This window comes from Pseudomonas putida, from assembly GCF_002906855.1.
Classification (GTDB): Bacteria; Pseudomonadota; Gammaproteobacteria; order Pseudomonadales; family Pseudomonadaceae; genus Aquipseudomonas; species Aquipseudomonas putida_N.
Map to the genome: position 1 here is coordinate 174431 of NZ_MINI01000028.1, position 23917 is coordinate 198347.

The 23917-nt window shown below is 64.5% G+C and carries 23 protein-coding genes; 11 read left to right on the top strand and 12 right to left on the bottom strand.

Annotated elements, in window-relative coordinates; translation table 11 throughout:
* Nucleotides 1-5 precede the first annotated feature (5 nt).
* From BGP85_RS01050 to BGP85_RS01065, 4 genes are read left to right on the top strand one after another with little or no spacing between them, the layout of a single operon-like run.
* Complete coding sequence (locus tag BGP85_RS01050) at nt 6-284, top strand: type II toxin-antitoxin system RelE/ParE family toxin (protein ID WP_103448093.1); 279 nt, start codon at nt 6-8, stop codon at nt 282-284.
* A 15-nt stretch (nt 285-299) separates the two neighbouring features.
* Complete coding sequence (locus BGP85_RS01055) at nt 300-587, top strand: HigA family addiction module antitoxin (RefSeq protein ID WP_103448092.1); 288 nt, start codon at nt 300-302, stop codon at nt 585-587.
* A gap of 59 nt (nt 588-646) precedes the next feature.
* Nucleotides 647-1003 carry a VOC family protein gene (locus BGP85_RS01060; protein WP_103448091.1) on the top strand — a complete coding sequence of 119 codons (357 nt, stop codon included), beginning with the start codon at nt 647-649 and terminating at the stop codon, nt 1001-1003.
* On the top strand, nt 1003-1623 hold the full coding sequence (locus tag BGP85_RS01065; protein ID WP_103448289.1) for a TetR/AcrR family transcriptional regulator: 621 nt from the start codon (nt 1003-1005) through the stop codon (nt 1621-1623). The genes BGP85_RS01060 and BGP85_RS01065 overlap by 1 nt, the downstream gene beginning before the upstream one ends.
* A gap of 40 nt (nt 1624-1663) precedes the next feature.
* On the opposite strand, the gene preA is transcribed toward BGP85_RS01065, so the two are convergent.
* The 3 genes from preA to hydA all read right to left on the bottom strand — a co-directional run bounded on the left by preA (nt 1664) and on the right by hydA (nt 5840).
* Nucleotides 1664-2938: an NAD-dependent dihydropyrimidine dehydrogenase subunit PreA gene (preA, locus tag BGP85_RS01070; RefSeq protein WP_103448090.1), complete on the bottom strand. Its 1275-nt coding sequence runs from the start codon at nt 2936-2938 to the stop codon at nt 1664-1666.
* Nucleotides 2939-4306 carry an NAD(P)-dependent oxidoreductase gene (locus BGP85_RS01075; RefSeq protein WP_103448089.1) on the bottom strand — a complete coding sequence of 456 codons (1368 nt, stop codon included), beginning with the start codon at nt 4304-4306 and terminating at the stop codon, nt 2939-2941.
* A 94-nt stretch (nt 4307-4400) separates the two neighbouring features.
* Nucleotides 4401-5840 (bottom strand): dihydropyrimidinase, encoded by a 1440-nt coding sequence (gene hydA / locus BGP85_RS01080; RefSeq protein WP_103448088.1) that lies wholly within the window; start codon nt 5838-5840, stop codon nt 4401-4403.
* 617 nt (nt 5841-6457) lie between these two features.
* Between hydA and BGP85_RS01085 the strand changes: the two genes are divergently transcribed.
* On the top strand, nt 6458-7957 hold the full coding sequence (locus BGP85_RS01085; protein ID WP_103448087.1) for an NCS1 family nucleobase:cation symporter-1: 1500 nt from the start codon (nt 6458-6460) through the stop codon (nt 7955-7957).
* 11 nt (nt 7958-7968) lie between these two features.
* Complete coding sequence (locus tag BGP85_RS01090) at nt 7969-9252, top strand: Zn-dependent hydrolase (RefSeq protein WP_103448086.1); 1284 nt, start codon at nt 7969-7971, stop codon at nt 9250-9252.
* A gap of 39 nt (nt 9253-9291) precedes the next feature.
* Here the strand turns inward: BGP85_RS01090 and BGP85_RS01095 are convergent, their stop codons facing one another.
* From BGP85_RS01095 to BGP85_RS01105, 3 genes are all read right to left on the bottom strand, one after another.
* On the bottom strand, nt 9292-10254 hold the full coding sequence (locus BGP85_RS01095) for a ribonuclease Z (protein ID WP_103448085.1): 963 nt from the start codon (nt 10252-10254) through the stop codon (nt 9292-9294).
* 60 nt (nt 10255-10314) lie between these two features.
* Nucleotides 10315-10878, bottom strand: coding sequence for a lipocalin family protein (locus tag BGP85_RS01100; RefSeq protein WP_103448084.1), 564 nt, complete (start codon nt 10876-10878; stop codon nt 10315-10317).
* A gap of 73 nt (nt 10879-10951) precedes the next feature.
* The gene (locus BGP85_RS01105) at nt 10952-11587 is read right to left on the bottom strand and encodes a dihydrofolate reductase family protein (RefSeq protein ID WP_103448083.1); all 636 of its coding nucleotides are present in this window, start codon (nt 11585-11587) and stop codon (nt 10952-10954) included.
* A gap of 163 nt (nt 11588-11750) precedes the next feature.
* Here BGP85_RS01105 and BGP85_RS01110 point away from each other — a divergent pair, with 163 nt between their 5' ends.
* Entirely contained in the window at nt 11751-12563 is an 813-nt protein-coding gene (locus BGP85_RS01110; protein ID WP_103448082.1) for a crotonase/enoyl-CoA hydratase family protein, read from the top strand.
* 36 nt (nt 12564-12599) lie between these two features.
* Nucleotides 12600-13430, top strand: coding sequence for an NAD(+) diphosphatase (nudC, locus tag BGP85_RS01115; RefSeq protein ID WP_103448081.1), 831 nt, complete (start codon nt 12600-12602; stop codon nt 13428-13430).
* On the opposite strand, the gene BGP85_RS01120 is transcribed toward nudC, so the two are convergent.
* The 5 genes from BGP85_RS01120 to BGP85_RS01140 all read right to left on the bottom strand — a co-directional run bounded on the left by BGP85_RS01120 (nt 13398) and on the right by BGP85_RS01140 (nt 18499).
* On the bottom strand, nt 13398-14177 hold the full coding sequence (locus BGP85_RS01120) for a TSUP family transporter (RefSeq protein ID WP_027919712.1): 780 nt from the start codon (nt 14175-14177) through the stop codon (nt 13398-13400). The genes nudC and BGP85_RS01120 overlap by 33 nt on opposite strands.
* A gap of 175 nt (nt 14178-14352) precedes the next feature.
* Nucleotides 14353-15183, bottom strand: a complete 831-nt coding sequence (locus BGP85_RS01125; protein ID WP_103448080.1) for an alpha/beta fold hydrolase — start codon at nt 15181-15183, stop codon at nt 14353-14355.
* Between the two features lie 120 nt (nt 15184-15303).
* Entirely contained in the window at nt 15304-16650 is a 1347-nt protein-coding gene (locus BGP85_RS01130) for a glutamine synthetase family protein (RefSeq protein WP_181004520.1), read from the bottom strand.
* 15 nt (nt 16651-16665) lie between these two features.
* Complete coding sequence (locus BGP85_RS01135; RefSeq protein WP_103448078.1) at nt 16666-17217, bottom strand: helix-turn-helix domain-containing protein; 552 nt, start codon at nt 17215-17217, stop codon at nt 16666-16668.
* On the bottom strand, nt 17210-18499 hold the full coding sequence (locus BGP85_RS01140; protein WP_103448077.1) for an NAD(P)/FAD-dependent oxidoreductase: 1290 nt from the start codon (nt 18497-18499) through the stop codon (nt 17210-17212). Before BGP85_RS01140 ends, BGP85_RS01135 begins: the two co-directional genes overlap by 8 nt.
* 131 nt (nt 18500-18630) lie before the next feature.
* Here BGP85_RS01140 and BGP85_RS01145 point away from each other — a divergent pair, with 131 nt between their 5' ends.
* From BGP85_RS01145 to BGP85_RS01155, 3 genes are all read left to right on the top strand, one after another.
* Nucleotides 18631-19518, top strand: a complete 888-nt coding sequence (locus BGP85_RS01145) for a LysR substrate-binding domain-containing protein (RefSeq protein WP_103448076.1) — start codon at nt 18631-18633, stop codon at nt 19516-19518.
* Nucleotides 19519-19611: 93 nt separating this feature from the next.
* Entirely contained in the window at nt 19612-20721 is a 1110-nt protein-coding gene (gene aguA / locus BGP85_RS01150; protein ID WP_103448075.1) for an agmatine deiminase, read from the top strand.
* Nucleotides 20721-21818, top strand: coding sequence for an extracellular solute-binding protein (locus BGP85_RS01155; protein WP_103448074.1), 1098 nt, complete (start codon nt 20721-20723; stop codon nt 21816-21818). Before aguA ends, BGP85_RS01155 begins: the two co-directional genes overlap by 1 nt.
* Nucleotides 21819-21930: 112 nt before the next feature.
* Here BGP85_RS01155 and BGP85_RS01160 read toward each other — a convergent pair whose 3' ends face one another.
* Complete coding sequence (locus tag BGP85_RS01160; protein ID WP_103448073.1) at nt 21931-23874, bottom strand: DNA topoisomerase III; 1944 nt, start codon at nt 23872-23874, stop codon at nt 21931-21933.
* Between the last annotated feature and the right edge of the window lie 43 nt (nt 23875-23917).

Sequence of the window (23917 nt, forward strand, 5' to 3'; positions counted from 1 at the left end):
TACCCATGATCATCAGTTTTCGACACAAGGGACTGCGATTCTTCTACGAAACGGGTAACACCCGGGGTATTCAGGCCACTCACGCAAAACGCTTGCAGCGGCAGCTGCAGTTTCTCGACCGCGCCATCGTTGCGCAGGACTTGAGTCTGCCAGGCTGGCAACTGCATCCGCTCAAGGGTGAGCTTTCGGGCTTCTGGTCAGTGAGTGTTTCCGGTAACTGGAGGTTGATCTTTCGTTTCGTGGGTTCGGATGCCGAATTGGTCGATTACCTTGATTATCACTGAACAGGAGGGCTGATCATGCCTTTGCACAATCCGCCGCATCCCGGCGAAACCTTGCGTGAGGATGTCTTGCCAGCGCTTGGCCTGACGGTTAAGGACTTCGCAGCGCATCTGGGTTTTTCTCGAGAAGCGCTTTCGCGGGTACTGCATGGCCGCGCGGCCATGTCGCCAGACTTGGCAGTGCGCCTGGAAATGGCAGGTATCAGCACTGCACGGCTGTGGCTGGCCATTCAGGCCGACTATGACATCTGGCAGGCTCGCCATCGCCATCAGCCCGTAATCACCCGGTTGTTTCAGGCGGCCTGATTCTATCGGGTGAACGTACCGGAGTAGACTAAGGCAACCCCATTCGGCAAGGAGCACGCATGAGCGTTCGTGGCCACGATCGGCAGATCGACAACATCGAGTTCAACGTCAGCGACATCGCACGGAGCAAGGCTTTCTACGGCAGCGTGTTCGGCTGGCGCTTCACCGACTACGGGCCGACCTACACCGAGTTCAGCGATGGTCGCTTGACCGGCGGCTTCTCCACCGGCGAAGCGGTGCGGCCGGGCGGGCCACTGGTGATCCTGTATGCGGACGACCTGGAAGCCACGCTACAGCGGGTCGAGGCGGCCGGGGCAAGCATCAGCCGGGCGACCTTCGCCTTTCCGGGTGGCCGGCGTTTCCACTTCATCGACCCGGACGGGTACGAACTCGCTGTGTGGACGGCCCAAGCCTGATGGCCAACCACAAGATCGAAATCCGCCGTCGCAATATCGAGAAAATCCTCATCGCAGCGGAAAAGGTGTTCGCCGAAAAAGGCTACGGCGCCACCTCGATGGGTGACATTGCCGAACAGGCCGAGCTGCCGCGCTCCAACCTGCACTACTACTTCAGCACCAAGGACGAGTTGTTCCGCGCAGTGCTGCAGGACCTGCTGGATGTGTGGAAACAGGACGCGCTGTGCTTCGAGAACTTCGATGACCCGCGGGTGGTGTTGACCAGCTACATTCGCGCCAAGATGGGCCACTCACGTTCACGGCCGCTGGGCTCGAAGATCTGGGCCGAGGAGATGCTGCATGGGGCACCGGTGCTGGGGGTGAACCTCGCTGAGAGCCTGGTGCCTTGGGCGAAACTCAAGGAAGACAAGATCCGTCGCTGGGTGGCGGAGGGGCGCATCCTGCCGGTGGAACCTTCGGCGCTGCTCTACATGATCTGGGCGTCGACCCAGCACTATGCCGATTTTGGTTATCAAGTGATGTTGCTGAACGAGGGTGAGCCTTTGTCGGACATGGCATTCGAGAGTGCGGTGCAGACGGTGACCTGTGTGATCTTGCGCGGTATCGGGCTGGAGCCATGAGTGGATGGGGCTGCGAAGCAGCCCCATCGACCGCCAGTATTCAGCTGGCCTCGCGGTAGGGGTTGCGCGGATCCTGGGTCCAGTTCAGGTAAGGCTTGCCGGTATCCTGTGGCACCATCTCGATGCAGTTCTCCACCGGGCAGGTGATCTGGCACAGGTTGCAGCCCACGCATTCGTCCTCGATCACGCTGTAGGCATGCGTCCCGTCTGCCTTCAGCGAGCTGGCAATCGCCTGATGTGAGGTGTCCTCACAGGCGATGTGGCAACGCCCGCAACCAATGCACGCCTCCTGGTCGATCTGCGCCACCGACTTGTAGTTGATGTCCAGGTACTTCCAGTCAGTGGTGTGCCCCACGGCCTGGCCGCGGAAGGCCTCCAGGTTGCGGTGGCCGTGCTGGTCCATCCAGCGTTCCAGGCCATCTTTCATGTCTTCGACGATGCGGAAGCCATGCAGCATCGCCGCCGTGCACACTTGCACCGCACCGCTGCCCAGGGCGATGAACTCGGCAGCATCGCGCCAGTTGCCGATCCCGCCGATCCCGCAGATCGGCAAACCTCGGGTTTCCGGGTCGCGAGCGATTTCGGCAACCATGTTCAGGGCGATCGGCTTGACTGCCGAGCCGCAGTAACCGCCGTGGGTGCTCTGGTCGCCAACGATGGGGTGGGCGACCATGCGGTCCAGGTCGACGCTGGTGATCGAGTTGATGGTGTTGATCAGCGACACCGCATCCGCGCCACCGCGATGGGCCGCACGGGCCGACTGGCGAATGTCGGTGATGTTTGGCGTGAGCTTGACGATCACCGGCAGCGAGCAGTGCAGCTTGCACCAGCGGGTGACCATCTCCACGTACTCCGGCACCTGGCCGACCGCCGCCCCCATGCCGCGTTCAGGCATGCCGTGGGGGCAGCCGAAGTTCAGCTCGATGCCATCGGCGCCGGTGGCTTCCACCAGTGGCAGGATGAACTTCCACGACTCCTCCACGCAGGGCACCATCAGCGACACGACCAGTGCGCGGTCGGGCCAGTCCTTCTTCACCTGAGTGATTTCCCGCAGGTTGATCTCCAGCGAACGGTCGGTGATCAGCTCGATGTTGTTGATGCCCTGCACCTGGCGGTTGGGGCCGTAGTGCGCGGAATAACGTGACGACACGTTGACCGCCGCCGGGTCCTCGCCCAAGGTCTTCCAGACCACGCCGCCCCAGCCGGCTTCGAAGGCGCGGACCACGTTGTAGGCCTTGTCGGTCGGTGGCGCGGAGGCCAGCCAGAAGGGGTTGGGCGCCTTGATGCCGGCGAATTCGATGGACAGGTCGGCCATTTACGCTGCCTCCACGTTGAGCATGAGTTGGGCATGGATGGCTTCGGCGGCCAGCTTGCCGTGTTGCACGGCCTGGACGGTGAGGTCCTGGCCCAGGGCGGTGCAGTCGCCGCCGGCGTACACGCCTGGGAGGCTGGTGCGCATGTGGTCATCGACGCGGATACGCTCGCCGTCGCGCGCCAGTTGCGCAGCGACCGGGTCGCCGAGGCTGGCGTCGTCGAAGCGCTGGCCGATGGCCTTGAAGATGGCGTCGGCGGCCAGCTCGAACGTTTCGCCAGTGTCGCGCAGGCGGTCGTCGGCCAGTTCGGTACGCATGAAGCGCATGCCGCACACAAGGCCGTCGTCATCGAGCAGCACGGCATCGGGGCGGGCCCAGGTGTGCAAGCGCACCTGATTGGCCTTGGCAATGTCCTGCTCATGGCCGGTGGCGCCCATGTCGCCGTGGCCACGGCGGTACACCAGGTTGACGTCGCGGGCACCCAGGCGGCTCATCTGCACGGCCATGTCGATGGCGGTGTTGCCGGCACCGATCACCAGGCAGCGGTCGGCCAGTGGCAGTTGCGCCAGGTCGTCGGCCTGACGCAGTTCGCGGATGTATGCAGTGGCGGCGAGCAGGCCAGGGGCTTCTTCGTCGGCCAGGCCGAGCTGGCGCACGGCGTTCAGGCCCAGGCCGAGGAACACTGCGTCGTACTGGTCGCGCAACTCGCCCAGGCCGAGGTTGGCGCCCAGGCGCTGGCCGTGACGGATCTCGATACCGCCGATGCCGAGCAGGAATTCCACTTCACGCTGGGCGTAGTCATCCACCAGCTTGTAGCGGGCGATACCGTATTCGTTGAGGCCGCCGGCTTTCTCGCAGGCCTCGAACACCACCACGTCATGGCCATGCATGGCCAGGCGATGGGCACACGACAGCCCGGCGGGGCCGGCACCGACCACGGCGATGCGCTTGCCGGTGGCGGGTGAGCGCTTGAACGGGTGCTCGCTGAAGTGGGCATTGTCCAAGGCGTAGCGCTGCAACTGGCCGATCAGCACCGGGGCGCATTCCTGGGCGTTGTTACGCACGCAGGCTTGTTGGCAGAGGATTTCGGTGGGGCACACGCGGGCGCAGCTGCCACCGAGGATATTGGCCGAGAGGATACGCTCGGCGGCGCCTTGCAGGTTCTCGTCGCTGATGCGGTGGATGAACGACGGGATGTCGATTTCGCTCGGGCAGGCGTTCACGCAAGGGGCGTCGTAGCAGTACAGGCAGCGGGCACTCTCGACCGCAGCCTGGCGGGCGGTGAGCGGCGGGGCCAGGTCGGTGAAGCGCTCGGCCAGTTGGTCGCTGCCGGCACGCGGGCGCGGCAAATGGTTCAGGGCATCGATCACGGTTGTAGCCTCTCTTTTCTTTTTTGGTTGTGGCAGTCAACGGCAATACGGCGCCGCCCGGCCTCTGGGGGCTGGTACGGCAATGCGGGTCAGCTCAGCGCTGAACGGGTGTCGGGCGCTGTTGCTCGGCGCGCCGGCCCAGCACCTCGTACACCGAAGGGTAGGCCGGGCGCTCTACGTAACGACCGGCGCCCGGCTCGGCACGCAGGTCGCCATCTGCCCAGAGCACCTTGCCCTGGCTGATGGTGTGGCTGGGGATGCCGCGCACGGTGCGGCCTTCGAAAATGTTGAAGTCGACCCGCTGGTGGTGGGTCTGGGCGGAAATGGTACGCGTGCCCTGCGGGTCCCACAGTACCAGGTCGGCGTCGGCACCGACGCGGATGGCACCTTTGCGCGGGAACAGGTTGAAGATCTTCGCGGTGTTGGTCGAGGTCAGCGCGACGAACTCGTGCATCGACAGTCGACCGCTGTTGACCCCGGCGTCCCACAGCACCGCCATGCGGTCCTCGATGCCGGCAGTGCCGTTGGGGATGCGGCTGAAGTCGTTGCGGCCCATGGCCTTCTGCTCGGCGCAGAAGCAGCAATGGTCGGTGGCGGTGGTGTGCAGGTTGCCCGATTGCAGTCCGCGCCACAGCGCCTCCTGATGTTCGCGCGGGCGGAATGGTGGGCTCATCACATAGCCGGCGGCGGTCGCCCAGTCCGGGTGGCGGTAGACGCTGTCGTCGATCAGCAGGTGGCCTGGCAGCACCTCGCCGTACACTGGCTGGCCCTTGGCCCGGGCGTAGGTGATTTCGTCCAGCGCTTCACGGCTGGAGATGTGCACCACGTAAAGCGGCGTGCCGATGGTCTCGGCGATGCGGATGGCGCGGCTGGCGGCTTCGCCTTCGACTTGTGACGGGCGCGACAGCGGGTGCGCCTCAGGCCCGCTCAGGCCCTGGGCCAGCAGCTTCTGTTGCAGGTGATAGACCAGTTCGCCGTTCTCGGCATGCACCGTGGGCACGGCGCCCAACTGCAGGCAGCGCTCGAAGCTGGCCACCAGGGTGTCGTCGGCCGCCATGATGGCGTTCTTGTAGGCCATGAAGTGCTTGAAGCTGTTGACCCCATGTTTGCTCACCAGCTCGCCCATTTCTTCGGCGACCTGCTCGCTCCACCAGGTGATAGCGACGTGGAAACCATAGTCGGACGCACTTTTCTGCGCCCAGCCGCGCCAAGTGTGGAAGGCCTCCAGCAGCGACTGCTGGGGGTTGGGGATGACGAAATCGATGATCGAGGTGGTGCCACCGGCCAGCCCTGCGGCGGTGCCGCTGAAGAAGTCCTCGCTGGCGACCGTGCCCATGAAGGGCAACTGCATGTGGGTGTGCGGGTCGATGCCGCCGGGCATCAGGTACCGGCCGCTGCCGTCGAGGATCTCGCAGTCGGTCGGAGCTTCGAGGTCTTTGCCGATGGCGCGGATCTGGCCATCGACACACAGGACATCGGCGGGATAGCTCTCTTCATGGGTAACCACGGTGGCGCCACGGATCAACAGGGACATGCCGTCTTCCTCGCAGGCTGACCGGTCTGTGCCGGTTCTTGAAGTTGTTATGTGCCAGGGGCTGAAGGCGGCGTACTAATCCTGTCAGACCTGACAAGATTGGAATTTAGATGCAGTTTCAGGATTGTTCAAGAAAATAATTTATATGCTTATGACACTAATAACTAATTGATAATTAACGATTAATTGTTGAAATCACCAAAATGGTGAGGCCTTTCACCATTTTGACGCACTTGACAAGAAGCCAAATTGGTCAAGATTTTCCATGCAAAATCAGCTGCTTGATTCCTGGCTTCGAGGCGCAGGCCGCGCCGTTGAAAAACCAGGCTGCACCAGTTTGAACCTGTTGCAGGGGCCAAGGCCGGCCCACGGCGGCGCAAGCGGCAGGCGAGGGGATAACCGTGCCCGCGCCTGCCGCGCAACAATGCTATGCAGATCAGTTGTTTACCTCCGGTCGGCGGCGGCCGGCCGGGTAGGCGCAAGCCAACCCGGCACGCAATTTGAGTACGGCCACAACCGCCAGGCCGGACCGGAGGAGCAGTACTGGTGGTGTGTGTACTCCGGCCATCGCGTTAGCCCGATGAGCAAACAACTAGAAGAAATCTGGAGAAGGCCCCATGCAACAGAGCAGATCGGAAGTGATCGAGCAGGCAGGCCTGTTCGAGCTGTCCGCGGGCAGTGACGTCCTCGACAGCCCGCGCTACAACCACGACATCGCGCCGACCAAGGTGCACCAGCGCACCTGGAACAAATGGCACATCACTGCGCTGTGGGTGGGCATGTCCATCTGCGTGCCCACCTACACCCTCGGCGGCGTGCTCACGGCCTACTTCGGCCTGAGCGTGGGCGAGGCACTGCTAGCGATCCTGCTGGCCAACCTCATCGTGCTGATCCCGCTGACCCTCAACGCCTTTCCCGGCACCAAGTACGGCATTCCGTTCCCGGTGTTGCTGCGCTCGTCGTTCGGCATCCTCGGCTCCAACGTGCCGTGCCTGATCCGCGCGGTGGTGGCCTGCGGCTGGTTCGGCATCCAGACGATGTTCGGCGGCCTGGCCATCCACCTGTTCCTCGGCTCGATCTTCGACGGCTGGAAGGCGCTGGAAGGTACCGGCGAGGTGATCGGATTCATGATCTTCTGGGCGCTGAACCTGTGGGTGGTGCTGCGTGGCGCCGAGTCGATCAAGTGGCTGGAAACACTGTCGGCACCGCTGCTGGTAGCGGTCGGGTTCGGCCTGCTGTTCTGGGCCTTGCCGCACATGTCGATGAGCGAACTGCTGGCGCAGCCGCCCAAGCGCCCAGAAGGGGCAAGCGTGGTCGGTTACTTCTGCGCCGGGCTCACCGCCATGGTCGGCTTCTGGGCCACCTTGTCGCTGAACATTCCCGATTTCAGCCGCTATGCCAAGAGCCAGAAGGACCAGATTCTCGGGCAGATCTTCGGCTTGCCGTTGACCATGTTCCTGTTCGCTTCGCTGGGGGTGGTGATGACCGCCGCCTCGGCGTCGCTGGTGGGGGAAACGGTGTCCGACCCGGTCAGCCTGATCGGCAAGATCCACAGCCCTGGCTGGGTGGCGCTGGCCATGGCGCTGATCGTGATCGCCACGCTGTCGACCAACACCGCCGCCAATATCGTTTCGCCAACCAACGACTTCCAGAACATCGCCCCACGCCTGATCGGGCGCAGCCGCGCCGTGTGGCTGACCGGCTTCATCGGCCTGGCGCTGATGAGCCACGAACTGCTGAAGAAGCTTGGCTGGATCGTTTCCGACCTGAGCCTGGAGAGCGTCTATTCCAACTGGTTGCTGGGTTACTCCAGCCTGCTTGGGCCGATCGCCGGGATCATGGTGGTGGACTACTTCCTGGTCCGCCGCCAGCGCCTGGACCTGGCCGGGCTGTACCGCGACGACGTGTACCCGGCGTGGAACTGGGCGGGCTTCGCCGCCTTCGCCTTGCCGGTGGCGCTGACCGTGCTGGCCATCGGCAACAGCAGTTTCAGCTGGTTCTACGACTATGGCTGGTTCACCGGGTCGCTGCTGGGCGGGGTGCTGTACTACGCCCTGGGCGGCATGGCGGTGCGCGGGCCGGCGATCGCGCCAGTACAAACCAATAAAAGTGCCTGAGGAGAAACACCATGAGCCAATCCCAGCATGTCTTGAAATCTACCGAACGCCACGTCGACAGCGCACGCCTGTGGCAGTCGCTGATGGACCTTGCCCGCCTCGGCGCCACGGCCAAGGGCGGCGTGTGCCGGCTGGCACTGACCGACCTCGATCGCCAGGCGCGCGACCTGTTTGTTCAGTGGACGGAGGCCGCTGGTTGCACCGTCAGCGTCGACGCGGTGGGCAACATCTTCGCCCGCCGCCCCGGGCGTAACCCCAAGCTGCCACCGGTGATGACCGGCAGCCATATCGACACCCAGCCAACCGGCGGCAAGTTCGATGGCTGTTTCGGCGTGATGGCCGGGCTGGAAGTGCTGCGTACCCTCAACGACCTGGGCATCGAGACCGAGGCACCGCTGGAAGTGGTGGTGTGGACCAACGAAGAAGGTTCACGCTTCGCGCCCTGCATGATGGGCTCGGGTGTGTTCGCCGGCAAATTCACCCTGGAAGAAACCCTGGCCAAGCGCGATGCCCAGGGCGTTTCGGTCGGCGAGGCGCTGAACGCCATCGGCTATGCCGGCCAGCGCGCGGTGCTCGGCCACCCGGTCGGTGCCTATTTCGAAGCGCATATCGAACAGGGGCCGATCCTTGAGGACCAGGCCAAGACCATCGGCGTGGTGCTCGGTGCCCTGGGGCAGAAGTGGTTCGACCTGACCCTGCGTGGCGTCGAAGCCCACGCCGGGCCGACGCCGATGCACCTGCGCAAGGACGCCCTGGTAGGCGCCGCGGCCGTGGTCGAAGCGGTCAACCGCACCGCCCACGCGCATCAGCCGCACGCCTGCGGCACGGTCGGGTGCCTGCAGGCCTACCCCGGCTCGCGCAACGTGATCCCGGGCGAGGTGCGCATGACCCTGGACTTTCGTCACCTGGAGGGCGACCAGCTGGATGCGATGATCGCTGATGTGCGTGCAGTGATCGAGACGACCTGTGCCAAGCATGGCCTGAGCCATGAGCTGGTCCCCACGGCGGACTTCCCGGCGCTGTACTTCGACCGCGGTTGCGTCGGTGCCGTTCGCCAGTCAGCGCAAGCGCTGGGGTTGCCGCACATGGACATCGTCAGCGGGGCAGGGCATGACGCGATCTTCCTCGCCGAACTGGGGCCGGCGGGGATGATCTTCGTGCCTTGCGAGAATGGCATCAGCCACAACGAGATCGAGAACGCCACGCCGGAGGATCTTGCAGCAGGTTGCGCGGTGCTGCTGCGGGCCATGCTGGCGGCGTCGGAGGCGATTGCCAACGGGCGCTTGGCGGCATAGCAGCGCACTGACAGGGGCCGCCATGCGGCCCCAGCGATCTCAAGACTGAACGGTGACCAGGCAGCCATCACGGTCGATATGATAACGCTGCAGATCCTGGGCCAAAGTCAGGTGCCCACTGTAGTGTGCCAACGCCTCATCCCGCACATCTTCAATGGATGGGCTGCGTTTCGGGTCTCCCTGGTACCGCGCACTGAAATGCGTCAGCACCAGATTGCGCACCCCAGCCGCTTCAGCGAACTGCGCTACCGCCGCCGCCGTACTGTGGCCAAACGCATTGCCGCTGCGCTCGACAATGGGCTGGGTATAGGTCGCCTCATGCACCAGCACATCCGCGTCCTTGGCAACCTCGGCGAGCAATGCCGGGCTGTCGTTATCGCCACAGACGATCACCCGCTGCGGCGGCCGCGAGGCTTTCAGGTAGTCACGCGGCTCTAGCCGCTTTCCGTCCAGCTCGACCACCAGTCCCTTGGCCAGGTCACCCCACAACGGCCCGCGCGGGACCCCTTCGGCTTCCAGCCGCTGAATGTCCAGGCGTGGTTCAGGGTTAAGTTCGGTAAACACGAAGCCAACGCTCGGCACCCGGTGCGACAGTCGCACGGTACTGACCTGGACGTGCTCGCTCTGCCACTGCCCCAGGTGCTCGACCGGCACCAGGCGCAGTTCGAACGGCAGGTAGGTTTCGCTGGCTGCCAGGCTCAGGCGCACCCAATCCTGCAAGGCGGCGGGCAGGATCAGGTCGAGCGGTTCGCTGCGCCCGCCCATCCCGGCACTGGCCAGCAGCCCCGGCAGGCCGAAGCAATGGTCGCCATGCACATGGGTGATGAAGATGCCGCGCAGGTCGCGGACCGAGAGTGAGCTGCGCAGCAACTGCTGCTGGGTGCCTTCGCCGCAATCGACCAGGTACCAGTGCTTGCCGCTGGCTTCAATGACAGCGGTGGCGCTGACGTTGCGGGCTTTGGTGGGCACCCCGGAAGAGGTGCCCAGAAACTGCAGGTCCAATGTTTCGCTCCATGCGTGGGGGAGCCACACCTTAGACGGATTGCTGCAGGGCGTCGATGCTCATGGCACGGTAGGGGCGTCCTGACGCCAGATCAGCTTGCTGGTGTCGTAACCCTGCTTGCGGGCAATCGCCAGCAGTTGGTCGCGGGTCTGGTCGGTGATCGCCGGCGTGCGCGACAGCAGCCACAGGTATTCGCGGTTGGGGTGCCCGACCAGCGCCACGCGGTAGTCCTTGTCGTGGTACAGCACCCAGTACTCGCCCTTGGTCATCTCTGGCGCCAGGCGGCTGAACCAGTTGTCGAAACGCACCCAGAGCTTGTCGGTCTTGCCCGGCACCTGGGCTTCGGCAATGCCGCGGGCTTCGTTCCATGTGCCGTCTTTTTCCTTGCAGCGGTTGGTCACGTCGATGCGGCCATCCTCGCGTAGGCCGTAATGGGCTTCGGACTGCACGCAGTTGCGCTGGAAGAACATCGGCAGGCGCGCCAGCTCGTACCAGGTACCCTGGTAGCGTTGCAGGTCGACCTGTTCGGTGGTCGGCGGGGTGTGGTGATCGTCGTTGGAACCGACGCAGCCCATCAGGGCCAGGGTCATGCAGGAAAGCATCAGGGCCGTGCGCATCGCCATGGCAAACCTCCTGTCAGTGAATGTGGGGCTCACCCTTGGTTCGATGCGGTCACCGCGCAAAAGTTGTATCGGTTCAGGCATTGTCCGGTGGCAGGTCGAATGAGCCGGTCTGTACTTCGCCCACTAGCACATAGCGGGCAATGATCACGCCCTTGGGCGTAACCCGCGAATGTTGCAGAGTGAAGGCCCCTGGTGCAGCATCGTCGCCGAACAGGCGCTTGCCATGGCCCAGTAACACGGGGTGAATAAGCAACTGAAGCTCATCGACCAGCCCGGCAGCGAGCAGTTGTTGCACCACATCGGCACTGCCCTGGGTCAGCAGATCGGCACCCTCCTGCTGCTTGAGGGCACGTACCGCCGCGACAATGTCCGCAGCCAGCGCATGGCTGTTGTGCCAATCGAGGCTGTCGGGATGATGGGTGGCGACGTGCTTGGCCACGCTGTTGAACAGTTTCGCGATGGAAAAATCCTCGGTATCGTCTTTCACCTTCGGCCAGTAGCCGGCAAAGATCTCGTAGGTGCGCCGGCCTAACAGCAATTCGAAAGGCTGGCTGAACAGCGCCTGCATGGCCTGGCCGAACACTTCCTCGGCATGGGGCACGAGCCAGCCGCCTAAGGTGAAACCGCCGCTGGTGTCTTCCTGTGGGCCGCCGGGGGCCTGCATGACGCCGTCGAGGCTGACGAAGGCGGCTACGATGAGTTTGCGCATGGGGGGCTCTCCTGAAAGGCTTGTCGAGGGTGATGATTCACCTATGGTCGAACGGCGTGCGGCGATTTCGACAGGGCATGCAGTCCCGTTTTTGGCACAAGCACGGTCATCCGCCTGGGTTACCATCCACGCCGTGAACCCTATCCCCACAGGAGTGCCGCCCGTGACCGAATACACCGCGTTCAAGGTCGAACTGACCGACAACATCGCCCATGTACAGATCAACCGCCCGGAAAAGATCAACGCGATGAACGCGGCCTTCTGGTCGGAAATCGTCGACATCTTCCAATGGATCGACGACACCGATGCCGTGCGCGCGGTGGTGATCAGCGGTGCCGGCAAGCATTTCTCCGCCGGTATCGACCTGATGATGCTGGCCTCGCTGGCCGGGCAGATGGGCAAGGATATCGGCCGCAACGCACGCTTCCTGCGCAAGACCATCCAGCGCCTGCAGGCATCCTTCAATGCCGTGGACAACTGCCGCAAGCCGGTGCTGGCGGCGGTCCAGGGCTACTGCATTGGCGGTGCCATCGACCTGATCTCCGCCTGCGACATGCGCTACTGCAGCCGCGATGTACAATTCTCGATCAAGGAAATCGACATGGGCATGGCCGCCGATGTCGGCACCTTGCAACGTTTGCCACGTATCATCGGCGACGGCATGATGCGTGAGCTGGCCTTCACCGGGCGCAATGTAGAGGCCGACGAGGCCCTGCGTATCGGCCTGGTCAACCGGGTCTATGATGATCAGGCCGCGTTGCTCGACGGGGTCTTTGCCATTGCCCGCGAGATTGCCGCAAAATCGCCGATCGCCGTGGCCGGCACCAAGGAGATGCTCAGCTACATGCGTGACCATCGCATCGACGATGGCCTGGATTACATCGCCACCTGGAACGCCGCGATGCTGCAGTCCGAAGACCTGCGCGTGGCCGTGGCGGCGCACATGAGCAAACAGAAACCGACGTTCGCCGACTGACCGGGCCGGGGGACGCGCAGTAAAGGAACCCCCGACATGTCAGCTCGCTGGACTACCGCAGTACTTGACCCACAGCTCACCGGGGGGCTGGCCGTGGCCCGCAGCCCGGAAGGGTTCCTGGTGGACGCCAACGGTGCGCTGTTCCCCCGTGACTGGCTCAAACGCCAGGACCTGGACGTGCTGTGCGAGCACGGTATCGGCCACTTCGACGGCGAGCCGGTATTTCTGTTGGAGTTGCGCAGCGCGGTCGAGGTGCCGGGCTGTAGCTGGCATGGCTTGCGTGCATTCATGCTGGAAGGCGACTTCGACACCTACAAAGTGCTCGGCTATGCCGCGCAGATCGGCACCTGGGCCCGCGAACACCGCTTCTGCGGCAGCTGCGGCCAGGCGATGACGCAGATCCGCTGGGAGCGGGCGATGTACTGCCAGCCCTGCGACCTGCGCAGCTACCCGCGCATCTCGCCGAGCATGATCGTGCTGGTGACCCGTGGCGACGAGATCCTGCTGGCCCGCTCGCCGCGCTTCGTCACGGGCGTTTACAGCACCCTGGCGGGCTTTGCCGAGCCGGGCGAATCCGCCGAGGACTGCCTGGTGCGCGAGGTGCGCGAAGAGGTGGCGGTGGAGGTGCGCAACATCCAGTACGTCGGCAGCCAGTGCTGGCCGTTCCCGCACTCGATGATGCTGGGCTTCCATGCTGAATATGCCGGTGGCGAGATCGTCATGCAGCCGGATGAGATCGAGGACGCCAAGTGGTTCAGCGTCCACGAACTGCCGCCGCTGCCGGCCGGGCGATCCATTGCCCGGTACTTGATCGACCTTTATGTCGCCAGACGTTTAGGCCTGCCCGAACCAGTGCTGCCACGCTAGGCGCACGGTCAAGGCCAGCACCACGGTGATGAACACCGGGCGGATGAACTTGCTGCCACCGCTGATCGCCGTGCGTGCGCCGAAGAAGGCGCCGACCATGACCGACAGGCCCATGCACAGGCCGACGATGTAATCCACCTGCCCGGAAATGATGAACACCGTCAGCGCCGCGATGTTGCTGACGAAGTTCATGCTGCGCGCCACGCCGCTGGCGCGGACCAGGTCGATGGGGTAGAGCAGCAACGTGCTCACGGTCCAGAACGCACCAGTGCCAGGGCCGGCCACGCCATCGTAGAAACCGAGGGTGAAGCCTTGGGGGAACTGCCACTTCTTCTTGATCGGCGCATCGGCATCCAGCGGTGCCTTGGGCGTGCCGCCGAACAGCAGGTAGATGCCGCAGGCGAAGACGATCACCGGCAGCATCTTGTTCAGCCACTCGGCCGGCATGTAATGGGCCACCACCGCACCGATCGAGGCACCGACCAGCGTTGCGAACAGGGCCGGGCGCCATTGTGCCGGGTGGAACAGCTTGCGCTTGTAGTAGGTGAAGCCGGCGGTGGCTGAGCCGAAGGTCGAGCTGAGCTTGTTGGTGCCGAGCACCAAGTGCGGCGGCATGCCAGCGGTGAGCAGCGCTGGCGTAGTCAGCAGGCCGCCGCCGCCGGCGATGGCATCGATGAAGCCGGCGACAAAGGCGACCAGGGCGAGGATCAGCAGGGTAAGCGGTTCTACGGTAAGTTCGAAGGGCATGGGTGTCTGGCAGGCAGAGGGTATGGCATGCGGCAAATGGCCGCACTGGAAGGGAGACATGGTAAGCCTGGGTGCAAACGGTTGCCAGTGCCGGCCTCTTCGCGGGACAAGCCCGCTTCCACAAACTCTGTAGGAGCGGGCTTGTCCCGCGAAGAGGCCGGTACAGGTAAACCAATCAGCTCTGGATGAATGCCAGCAGATCCGCGTTGATCACATCGGCATGGGTAGTCGGCATGCCATGCGGGTAGCCCTTGTAGGTCTTCAAGGTTCCATTGGGCAGCAACTTGGCCGACAGCGGCCCGGAGTTTTCATAAGGCACGATCTGGTCATCATCCCCATGCATCACCAGCACCGGCTGCTTGATGCCCTTGAGATCCTCGGTGAAATCAGTCTGCGAGAACGCCACGATGCCGTCGAAATGCGCCTTGGCGCTGCCGATCATGCCTTGGCGCCACCAGTTGCCGATGATGCCTTCCGACGCCTCCACACCCGGCCGGTTGTAGCCATAGAACGGCCCGGTCGGCACATCACGATAGAACTGCGCGCGGTTGCTGGCGACCTGGGCCTGGAAGCCATCGAACACCGACTTGGGCAGGCCGCCAGGGTTGGCCGGTGTCTGCACCATCAGCGGTGGCACGGCGGCGATGAGCACGGCCTTGGCCACCGGGTCACCAGGGTGCCGAGCCATGTAGCGCACCACTTCGCCGCCACCGGTGGAGTGGCCGACATGCACCGCGCCCTGGGTACCGAGGTGCGCGACTACGGCGGCCACATCGTCGGCATAGTGGTCCATGTCGTGGCCATCCCACACCTGGCTGGAGCGCCCGTGGCCGCGGCGGTCGTGGGCGACCACGCGAAAGCCCTTGGCGAGGAAGAACAGCATCTGCGCGTCCCAGTCGTCAGCGCTGAGCGGCCAGCCGTGGTGGAAGTGGATGACCGGCGCATCGCGCGGGCCCCAGTCCTTGTAGAAGATCTGAACGCCATCCTTCGTGGTTACATAGCTCATGGTCGTGTCTCCTCAGTGCAGGAACCGAAGTGAGCTGTTGAGAATAGGAGGGATTTCGAAATTTGTGCTGGTAGTCCGGGCCTTTTCGCGGGCAAGCCCGCGAAGAGGCATTCACTTATGTCACATGAACCAGCGATACTCCCGCGCACTGACTTCCTGCATGAACGCCAGATGGTCCTGGCGCTTGTTCTCGCAATACACCATCACGAACTCTTCCCCCAGCCCTTCGTTCACCGCCGGGTGGCTGCGCATGGCCGCGACCGCGCCGAGCATGTCCTTGGGGAAATCGATGCCGCTGCTGCGATCTTCGTTCAGCGGTGCAATGGGTTCCTGCCCGGCATCCAGCCCATGCTCCATGCCGCACAGGATCGCCGCCAGCACTAGGTACGGGTTGGCATCCGCCCCTGCCAGCCGATGTTCGATGCGCAAGTTGCGGGCATCCGATTCGGGAATGCGAATGCACGCATCGCGGTCTTCGAAGCCCCAACTGGCGCGGCTGGCAGCATTGACCATGGCGCCATAGCGGCGGAACGCGTTGTGGTTGGCGGCGAAGATCGGCATGCAGTGCGGCAGCAGCGCCAGGCAGCCGGCCACGGCATGGCGCAGCGGGCGTTGCTGGTCGGCGGCCAGCAGGTTGTTGCCGGCCTGGTCATACAGGCTCACGTGCACATGCATGCCGCTGCCCGGTGCCTGCAGGTAGGGCTTGCTCATGAACGAGGCGCGCAAACCGTGCTTGAGCGCCACACCCCGGGTGCTGCGGCAGAACAGGGCGGCCCAATCGGCGGCTTGCAGGCCGTCGTCGCAGTGGCCGAAGTTGATCTCGAACTGGCCGGGGCCCAGCTCGGCGGTGATGACGTTGGCGTCCACACCTTGCGCATTGGCGGTCTCGACCATGTCGTGCAGCACGTCGCTGAAGCGCGACAGCCGTTCGATGTGCATGTTGGGCTGGTCGTCCGGGTCATCGCTGAGCGGGTCGCGGGGGAACTGTGGCAGGCCTTGCTTGAGCGCGCGGTCGAACAGATAGAACTCCAGTTCGAACGCCACCACCGGGCGAATGCCGCGTCGCTCCAGGCGCTGCAGCACCCGGGCGAGGACCTCGCGGGGTTCGAACTCGATCGGTGCGCCAGTGCCGTCAGAGCTGATCAGCATCTGCCCCAGCGGCTCGCGCTCCCAGGTCACCGGCTTGAGCGTGCCTGGGATCAGGCGGCGGATGGCATCCGGGTCGCCGTCGTTGAAGCAGTAGTCGCCAATCGGGAACAGCCCACCTTGCACGCCCAGCAGCACGCAGTTCTGCGGCAGTTTCAGCGGGCTGCCGGCGGCGACTTTTTCCAGCATGTCGATGGGGTAGCGCTTGCCATAGAAGTGCCCGGGGATGTCCAGGCTGAGCAGGTCGACATGGCTGACGTCGGGGTAGCGGGCACGGAACGCGCGGACTTCACTGAGCAGATCGGGAAAGCCTGTTGTTATGGTCATGCTGTGCTCTCATCGGAAAACCCAGAGGACGCGGGTCGTCTGGTCGGTCAGGTTGGCGTAGCGGAAATGACGGTTGGGCGGCAGCTGGAAGCTATCGTTGGGCGCGAGGGTCACGGCTTGCTCGTCGTCTGCCAGCCAGAGGGTCAGTTCACCTTCGAGGACGAAGCCGCCTTGCTCGGAGCTGTCGTTCAGGTGCCCCTCGCCACTGCTGGCGCCGGGCGCCAGGTGGCTTTCGAGCATGGCGAAACGACCGTTGAGGGTGGGCGAGACCAGCACGTCGCTGATGCCTTCGGCGTAGTAGATGGTGCGCCGCTCGCCGGGGCGGGTGACCCAGTCCAGCGCGGGTGGCTGGCTGGCCTGGTAGAAGTAGGTGGTCGGCACCTGCAGGGCTTCGCTGATCGCTGTCAGGTCGGCCACGGTAGGTTGCGACAGGCCGCGTTCGACCTGGGACAGAAAGCCCAGCGAGCGTTTGACCTTGCCCGCCAGCTCATCGAGGGTCAGCCCGCGGTGCTTGCGCAGGTCGCGGATCAGCAGGGCCAGGCCCTGGGCGTCTTCAGACATGATCGCGCATCCGGTACCAGGCCTTGGCCGCAGCCTCCAGCGGTGCAGCCAACAGATCGCCGCCCGGGAAGCGGCCGTTGTCGATGCCCTGGTACAAGGCCAGCAGGTCGTCGTCGCCGAGGATGGCATCGCTCACTGCCCGCGCGGCGGCCAGGGTCGGCAGCACGCCGTGGCCGGAGAAACCTTGCAGCCAGTAGCGCTGGCCCTCGCGACCGACGTCCGGGGTGCGCTGGATGCTGCAGTCGATGTGGCCGCCCCAGGCATAGTCGATGGCCACCCCGGCCAGTTGCGGGAACACCCGTTCCAGGTAGGGGCGGGTGGCGCTGGCGACGTCCTTGGGGATACCGCCCAGGTAGGTGCAGCCGCCGCCGAACAGCAGGCGGTGGTCGGGGGTGATGCGGAAATAGTCGGGCACGAACTGGTTGTCGATCACGCAGCTGTTGCGCGGCAGCAGCGAGCGGGCAAACTCGGCATCCAGCGGCGCGGTGGCCACCTGGTACGAGCCGACCGGGAGCAGCCGGCGCGAAAGGCCGCGGTCGAGGCGGTCGATGTAGGCGTTGCAGGCCAGTACCAGCACCCCGCAACGTACCTCGCCATGCTCGGTGCGGGCCACGTAGCCGTCGGCGCCGGGTTGATAGTCGAGCACCTGGCTCTGCTCGAAGATGCGCCCGCCATGGGCTTCGATTGTCGCGGCCAGGCCCTGGGCCAGTTTCAGCGGGTTGAGGTGCGCGCCCCTGGCGTCGTACAGCGCGGCCTGGTAGCGCGGGCTGTCGATCCATTGCGGCAGCTCGTCGCGACCGATCAGGCGCAGGGCGTCGTAGCCCCATTTGTGCTCAGCATCGTGCAGGGCTTCTTCGAGCATCTTGATCCGCCGAGGCAGCACGGCGGTCCACAGGCTGCCAAGCCGGTAGTCGATGTCGAAGCCATGGCGCAGTGGCAGCTCGCGCATCTCGTCGGCGGCCCAGCACATGCTATCCCATAGGCGCCGGGTGCGTTCCACGCCCAGCGCTTTCTCCAGTGGCGGCATGTCGCACGACCAGCCCAGCAAGGCCTGGCCACCGTTGCGCCCGGAGGCGGCCCAGGCAACCCGGCTGGCTTCCAGCAGGGTCACGCGCTTGCCGGCAAGGGTCAGGCGCAGGGCGGTGTGCAGGCCGCTGAAGCCGGCGCCGACGATCAGCACATCGGTGTCTTGCGGGCCTTGCAGGGTAGGGCGCAGGGGGATGCTGGCGGGGTAGGTCTGGGCGTAGTAGCTGGCGACGTGCTGGGCGGATTGCTTGAACATGCCTTGGCCTCGTGAAATTTATTGTGGTTATTTTCATGAAAATTTAGCAGGTAATTTTCATGGTGCCAGCACCGTTCGTCTTTCTTGATGGGTTGTATATGATCCGCAGGCCGCTCTGACAGGAGATCCCGATGCGCCGTCTGCCTTCCCTGACTGCCCTGCGTACCTTCGAATGCGCCGCCCGCCATGGCCATTTCGGCCGCGCCGCCGCCGAGCTGTGCGTCACCGACAGTGCCGTCAGCCACCAGATTCGCCAGCTCGAAGAGCAGCTCGGCGTTGCCCTGTTCGAACGCGTGGGGCGCCAGGTGCGCCCCAGTGCCGAAGCCGAACGCCTGCTGCATCATTTGCAACAGGCCTTCGAGCTGATCGGCAAGGCCTGCGACGAACTGCGCGACCCGGCCTCGCAAGCGGTGCTGCGGGTCGCGGTGACGGCGGAGCTGGCGCAAAAGTGGCTGGTCGCACGCCTGGCCGACTTCAGCAGCCGTTACCCGCACATCACCTTGCACCTGCTCGATCAACCGATCGATGCTGGCGCCCCGGCGCTGGACGTCGACCTGGCCATCACCTACGGCACCAGCGCCCTGGACGCCAGTACCCACTTCGTCCGGCCATTGCCGCTGCTGCAGTTCTTCCCCGTCTGCAGCCCGGGCCTGTTCAACCAGGGCGGCCTCAAGCGCCCGCGCGACCTGGTCCGCCACTGCCTGCTGCACGACGACCAGGATGGCCGCACCTGGACCACCTGGCTGGCGACCCATGCCGAGGACGCCTTGCCCACCCGCCAGCTGTACTTCCCCCATGCTGCGCTGGCGCTGGAGGCCGCGTTGCTGGGGCAGGGCGTGGCGATGGGCGATAACCTGACCTGCCAGGCCGACCTGCAGAGCGGCCGGCTGGTGCGCCCTTTCAGTGCCAGCGTGACGGCCCAGGGGCAGTACGCACTAGTGTGCGAACGGCTGCGGCTGGAGCGGGCGCCAGTGGCTGATTTCATCGAATGGTTCATAGAACAGCTGGGCGATAGCTGAATTTAATTCAGCTATCGCTGAGTTTTCATCGTTGGATGCCGCAAGCGGGGCGGCGTAGCGTGCAGCCATCACTCACCGACACGAGGTTGACCCATGGCACGTTCGCTCACCACCACTCCCAAGGCCGATGGTTTCCGCCTGCCCGGCGAATTCGAGCGCAAGGCAGGCTGCTGGCTCGGCTGGCCAGAGCGACCGGATGTCTGGCGCAATGGTGCCAAGCCTGCGCAGAAAGTCTGGGTCGAGATCGTCAGCGCGATCGCCTCCAGCGAGCCGGTCACGGTCTGCGCCTCCGCTGCCCAGTACGCCAATGCCCGGCGCCTGCTGCCACCGCAGGTGCGGGTGGTGGAAATGACCTGCAACGACACCTGGTTCCGTGACAGCGGTGCCTGCTTCGTGGTCAATGACAACAGTGGTGAAGTACGTGGCGTCGACTTCGAGTTCAACGCTTACGGCGGGCTCGAGGGTGGCCTTTACTACCCGTGGGACAAGGACGACCAGATCGCCCAGAAGATACTCGAGATCGAAGGCCTGGACCGCTACCGCGCGCCGCTGATCGCCGAGCTGGGCGGCATCCAGAGTGATGGCCAGGGCAGCTTGCTGACCACCGAGCAATGCCTGCTCAACCGCAACCGCAACGCCCACCTGGGCAAGGCCGAAGTGACCCGTCGCCTGGAAGACTACCTGGGTGCCGAGCAGGTTATCTGGCTGCCGCGTGGCTGCAAGTTCGACGAAACCGATGGCCACGTCGACGACCTGGCCTGCTTCGTACGGCCTGGTGAAGTGGTGCTGCAATGGACGGACAAGCGTGACGACCCGCAGTGGGAAATCTACCAGGAGGCCTACGACATCCTGCGCAGCACCCGCGATGTCCGTGGCCGTGAACTGAAAGTGCACAAGCTGCCACAGCCCGACGTGCTGCAATGGACAGCCGAAGAAGCCGCAGGGCTGGACCAGGTCGAAGGCACTCACTTGCGCGAGGCAGGCACCCAGATTTGTGCTTCGTACATCAACTACTACGCGGGCAACTCGGCCATTGTCGTGCCGCTGTTTGGCGACCGCAATGACGCCATTGCCCAGGCGACCCTGGCGGAGCTGTTCCCCGGTCACCGCATCATCGGTATCGAGAACTCCCGCGAGATCCTGCTCGGTGGCGGTAACGTCGCCTGCATCACCATGCCGCAATACGCTGGAGGCCGCCGCTGATGAAGCTGAGCGCACTCACCCTTGCGCTCGCCCTGGGCTGCGCCGCCTCGGCGGCCCAGGCTGCCGACGCACAACAGCCGACCGTCAACCTGTACATCTGGGGCGAGTACCTTGCCCCCGATACCTTGACCCAGTTCGAGAAGGAAACCGGCATCCGCGTGGTCGCCGACCACTTCGACTCGCTGGAAACTGCCGAGACCAAGCTGTTGACCGGTGGTAGTGGCTATGACGTGGTGCTCACTGCCGGCCAGCACCTGAGCCGGGCTATTGCCAGCGGCGCCCTGCAGCCGCTGGACAAAGCCCAGTTGCCGCACTTGGCAGGGGTGGGTGAAGAGTTTCGCCAGCACATGGCCCTGTTCGACCCAGGCAACCGCTATGCCGGGACCTATGCCTGGGGCACCACCGGGGTGGGCTACCAGCAGCAGGCGGTGACTGCGCGCATGGGCGATGCACCACTGGACAGCTGGGCGATGCTGTTCGACCCGCAGGTGGTGGCGAAATTCGCTGACTGCGGGGTGAGCCTGCTCAACGACCCCAACGAAGTGTTCGCCGCGGTGATGCGCTACATGGGCCTGGACATTAACCAGCAGCGCCTTGAGGACCTGAAGGCGGCAGAGGTGCAACTGCGCAAGGTGCGCCCGTACATTCGCTACTTCGACAATGACCGCAACATCAACGACCTGGCCAATGGCGAAACCTGCGTGGCGATGTCGTGGAACGGCAACGTGGCCATCGCCGAAGGACAGGCGCAGCAGGCCGGCAAGGCGTTTGTGCTGGACTACAGCATCCCGAAGGAGGGCACGTTGATCTGGCTGGACGCGCTGGTGGTGCCCAAAGATGCGCCGCATCCGGATGCGGCGTGGAAGCTGGTGGATTACCTGATGCGGCCGGATGTGATTGCGCCGATTACCGACACCATTCATTACGCCAATGCGATAACGGCGGCGGATGGGCTTGTGGATGCACGGATCAGGAATGCGCCAGGGACCTATCCACCGGCCGAGGTGCGGGCGCGGTTGTATGGCAAGAATGATAATGGCAAGGCGTTCAACCGCGAGTTGACACGGGCATTCAGCCGGTTGAAGAGTGGGACCTAGCTTGTGTGGTGGCTGTACCGGCCTCTTCGCAGGACAAGCCCGTTCCTACAGGAGTACGCAAATCCCTGTAGGAGCGGGCTTGTCCCGCGAAGAGGCCGGTGCAGGCAACCCATCAACTGGAGGCTTTACGCTTCGGTTGTCGTGGCTTGCCACCGGTCGCCTTGGCCTTCCCGCTGCTCCGCCGCTTCTTCTTCCAGGGCGCCGCCTTGCCCACCGCTGGCCCGGTAATGGTCATGCGCATCCCGCGGCAACGCTCCACCAGCTTGCCCATCCACGCCGACTGCCGGGCAACGAACTCCTCCAGGCTCATCTCGCCATTCTGCACCATGTCCAGCGCCTGCTCCCAGATTGCCGTTGTGCCAGGGTCGGCAATGGCGCGGGGCACGGCGTCGATCAGGCTGAACGCTGCTGGGGTGGCGGACAAGGCCTTGCCGTTCTTCACCAGGTAGCCGCGGTCAAGCAAGCCCTGGATGATGCTGGCACGGGTGGCTTCGGTGCCGATGCCGGTGGTTTCCTTGAGCTTCTGTTTCAGCCTTGGGTCATCCACCAGCTTGGCGACGTTCTTCATCGCCTTGATCAGGTCGCCTTCGGTGAAAGGTTTGGGCGGCTGGGTCCACAGGTCCTTCAGTTGCAAACCGTGCACATTGCAGTCCTGTCCCTCACGCAGGATTGGCAGCACCTGGGTTGGCTGGGCCTCGCGGCCCTTGGCCGGGGTCAGTGCCTCGGGCAGGGCGCGGCGCCAGCCGAGTTCGACGATCTGCTTGCCGACGGCGCGCAGGGCATTGCCGGCGCAGTCGAATTCGGCCTGGGTACGGTCGTATTCGTGGTTGGGCAGGAACTGCGCCAGGTAGCGGGCACGGATCAGGGTGTAGACCGCCTTGTGCTTGGCTGGCAGGCGTGCCGGGTCGCTGGCGGCTGCCGTGGGGATGATGCCGTGGTGGGCGCTGACCTTGGCGTCGTTCCACGCGCGTGAGCGGCGCTGCGGCTCCAGATGCGCTTGCAGCGGCGCCAGGCTGGCGTCGGCACGTTGCAGCGCGGCAAGGATGGCTGGCGCCTCGCCGTGCTGGCTGACCGGCAGGTAACCGCAGTCGCTGCGCGGGTAGGTGATCAGCTTGTGGGTTTCGTACAGCGCCTGGGCGATGTCGAGGGTTTCCTGTGCGCCGAGGCCGAACTTTTTCGAGCACAGCTCCTGCAGGGTGCCGAGGTCGAAGGGCAGCGGTGCGGCCTCGCGCACGCGTTCTGTGGCAACTTTCAGTACTCGCGCCGTACCCGCATTGCTCATGTCGGCAGCGGCCTGCTGGGCCAGCGCCTGATTCAGGCAGCGGCCCTGGTCGTCGCAGGTGTCTTCCGGTGCGCGCCACTGGGCGTTGAAAACCTGGCCCGCGCTTTCCAGTTGGACATCGATGGCCCAGAACGGCACCGGCACGAAGTCAGCGATGCTGCGGTCGCGGTCCACCACCAGGCGCAGAGTCGGAGTTTGTACCCGCCCCACCGGCAGTACGCCCTGGTAGCCGGACTGGCGGCCGAGCAGGGTGAACAGCCGGCTCATGTTCATGCCGATCAGCCAGTCGGCGCGGGAGCGGCCCAGGGCCGAGTGGTACAGGTTGAAGGTTTCCTGGCCAGGCAACAGGCGCGCCAGGGCCTTGCGGATCGAGGCGTCATCCAGGGCCGACAGCCACAGGCGCTGGATCGGGCCACGGTAGCGACAGTGCTCGACCAGCTCGCGGGCGATCATCTCGCCTTCGCGGTCGGCGTCGGTGGCGATCACCAGTTCGCGGGCTTCGCCAAGCAGGCGCTTGACCGCCTTGTACTGGCTGGCGGTCTTGGGCTTGACCAGCATCTTCCACTTTTCCGGAATGATCGGCAGGTCGGCGAGGTTCCAGCGCTTGTAGCGGTCGTCGTAGCTGTCGGGCGGGGCGGTTTCCAGCAGGTGGCCAATGCACCAGGTCACGCAGACGTCGGTACCCTGCCAGCAGCCGTCAGCCTTGCGGTTGGCACCGAGCACCTTGGCGATGTCTTTGGCCTGGGAGGGTTTTTCGCAGAGGAACAGGCGCATGGCCGGGAACGCTTCATCGGGGAATGATGGGCACTAGGATGCG

Coding starts and splice junctions, on each gene's coding strand:
- BGP85_RS01120 (WP_027919712.1), bottom strand. CDS start 14,177: ATGCCCTTCGAACTTACCGTAGAACCGCTTACCCTGCTGATCCTCGCC.
- BGP85_RS01140 (WP_103448077.1), bottom strand. CDS start 18,499: ATGTTCAAGCAATCCGCCCAGCACGTCGCCAGCTACTACGCCCAGACC.
- BGP85_RS01055 (WP_103448092.1), top strand. CDS start 300: ATGCCTTTGCACAATCCGCCGCATCCCGGCGAAACCTTGCGTGAGGAT.
- BGP85_RS01155 (WP_103448074.1), top strand. CDS start 20,721: ATGAAGCTGAGCGCACTCACCCTTGCGCTCGCCCTGGGCTGCGCCGCC.
- BGP85_RS01105 (WP_103448083.1), bottom strand. CDS start 11,587: ATGCGCAAACTCATCGTAGCCGCCTTCGTCAGCCTCGACGGCGTCATG.
- BGP85_RS01135 (WP_103448078.1), bottom strand. CDS start 17,217: ATGTCTGAAGACGCCCAGGGCCTGGCCCTGCTGATCCGCGACCTGCGC.
- preA (WP_103448090.1), bottom strand. CDS start 2,938: ATGGCCGACCTGTCCATCGAATTCGCCGGCATCAAGGCGCCCAACCCC.
- nudC (WP_103448081.1), top strand. CDS start 12,600: ATGTCAGCTCGCTGGACTACCGCAGTACTTGACCCACAGCTCACCGGG.
- BGP85_RS01060 (WP_103448091.1), top strand. CDS start 647: ATGAGCGTTCGTGGCCACGATCGGCAGATCGACAACATCGAGTTCAAC.
- BGP85_RS01160 (WP_103448073.1), bottom strand. CDS start 23,874: ATGCGCCTGTTCCTCTGCGAAAAACCCTCCCAGGCCAAAGACATCGCC.
- BGP85_RS01145 (WP_103448076.1), top strand. CDS start 18,631: ATGCGCCGTCTGCCTTCCCTGACTGCCCTGCGTACCTTCGAATGCGCC.
- BGP85_RS01085 (WP_103448087.1), top strand. CDS start 6,458: ATGCAACAGAGCAGATCGGAAGTGATCGAGCAGGCAGGCCTGTTCGAG.
- BGP85_RS01050 (WP_103448093.1), top strand. CDS start 6: ATGATCATCAGTTTTCGACACAAGGGACTGCGATTCTTCTACGAAACG.
- BGP85_RS01065 (WP_103448289.1), top strand. CDS start 1,003: ATGGCCAACCACAAGATCGAAATCCGCCGTCGCAATATCGAGAAAATC.
- BGP85_RS01090 (WP_103448086.1), top strand. CDS start 7,969: ATGAGCCAATCCCAGCATGTCTTGAAATCTACCGAACGCCACGTCGAC.
- BGP85_RS01100 (WP_103448084.1), bottom strand. CDS start 10,878: ATGGCGATGCGCACGGCCCTGATGCTTTCCTGCATGACCCTGGCCCTG.
- aguA (WP_103448075.1), top strand. CDS start 19,612: ATGGCACGTTCGCTCACCACCACTCCCAAGGCCGATGGTTTCCGCCTG.
- BGP85_RS01125 (WP_103448080.1), bottom strand. CDS start 15,183: ATGAGCTATGTAACCACGAAGGATGGCGTTCAGATCTTCTACAAGGAC.
- hydA (WP_103448088.1), bottom strand. CDS start 5,840: ATGTCCCTGTTGATCCGTGGCGCCACCGTGGTTACCCATGAAGAGAGC.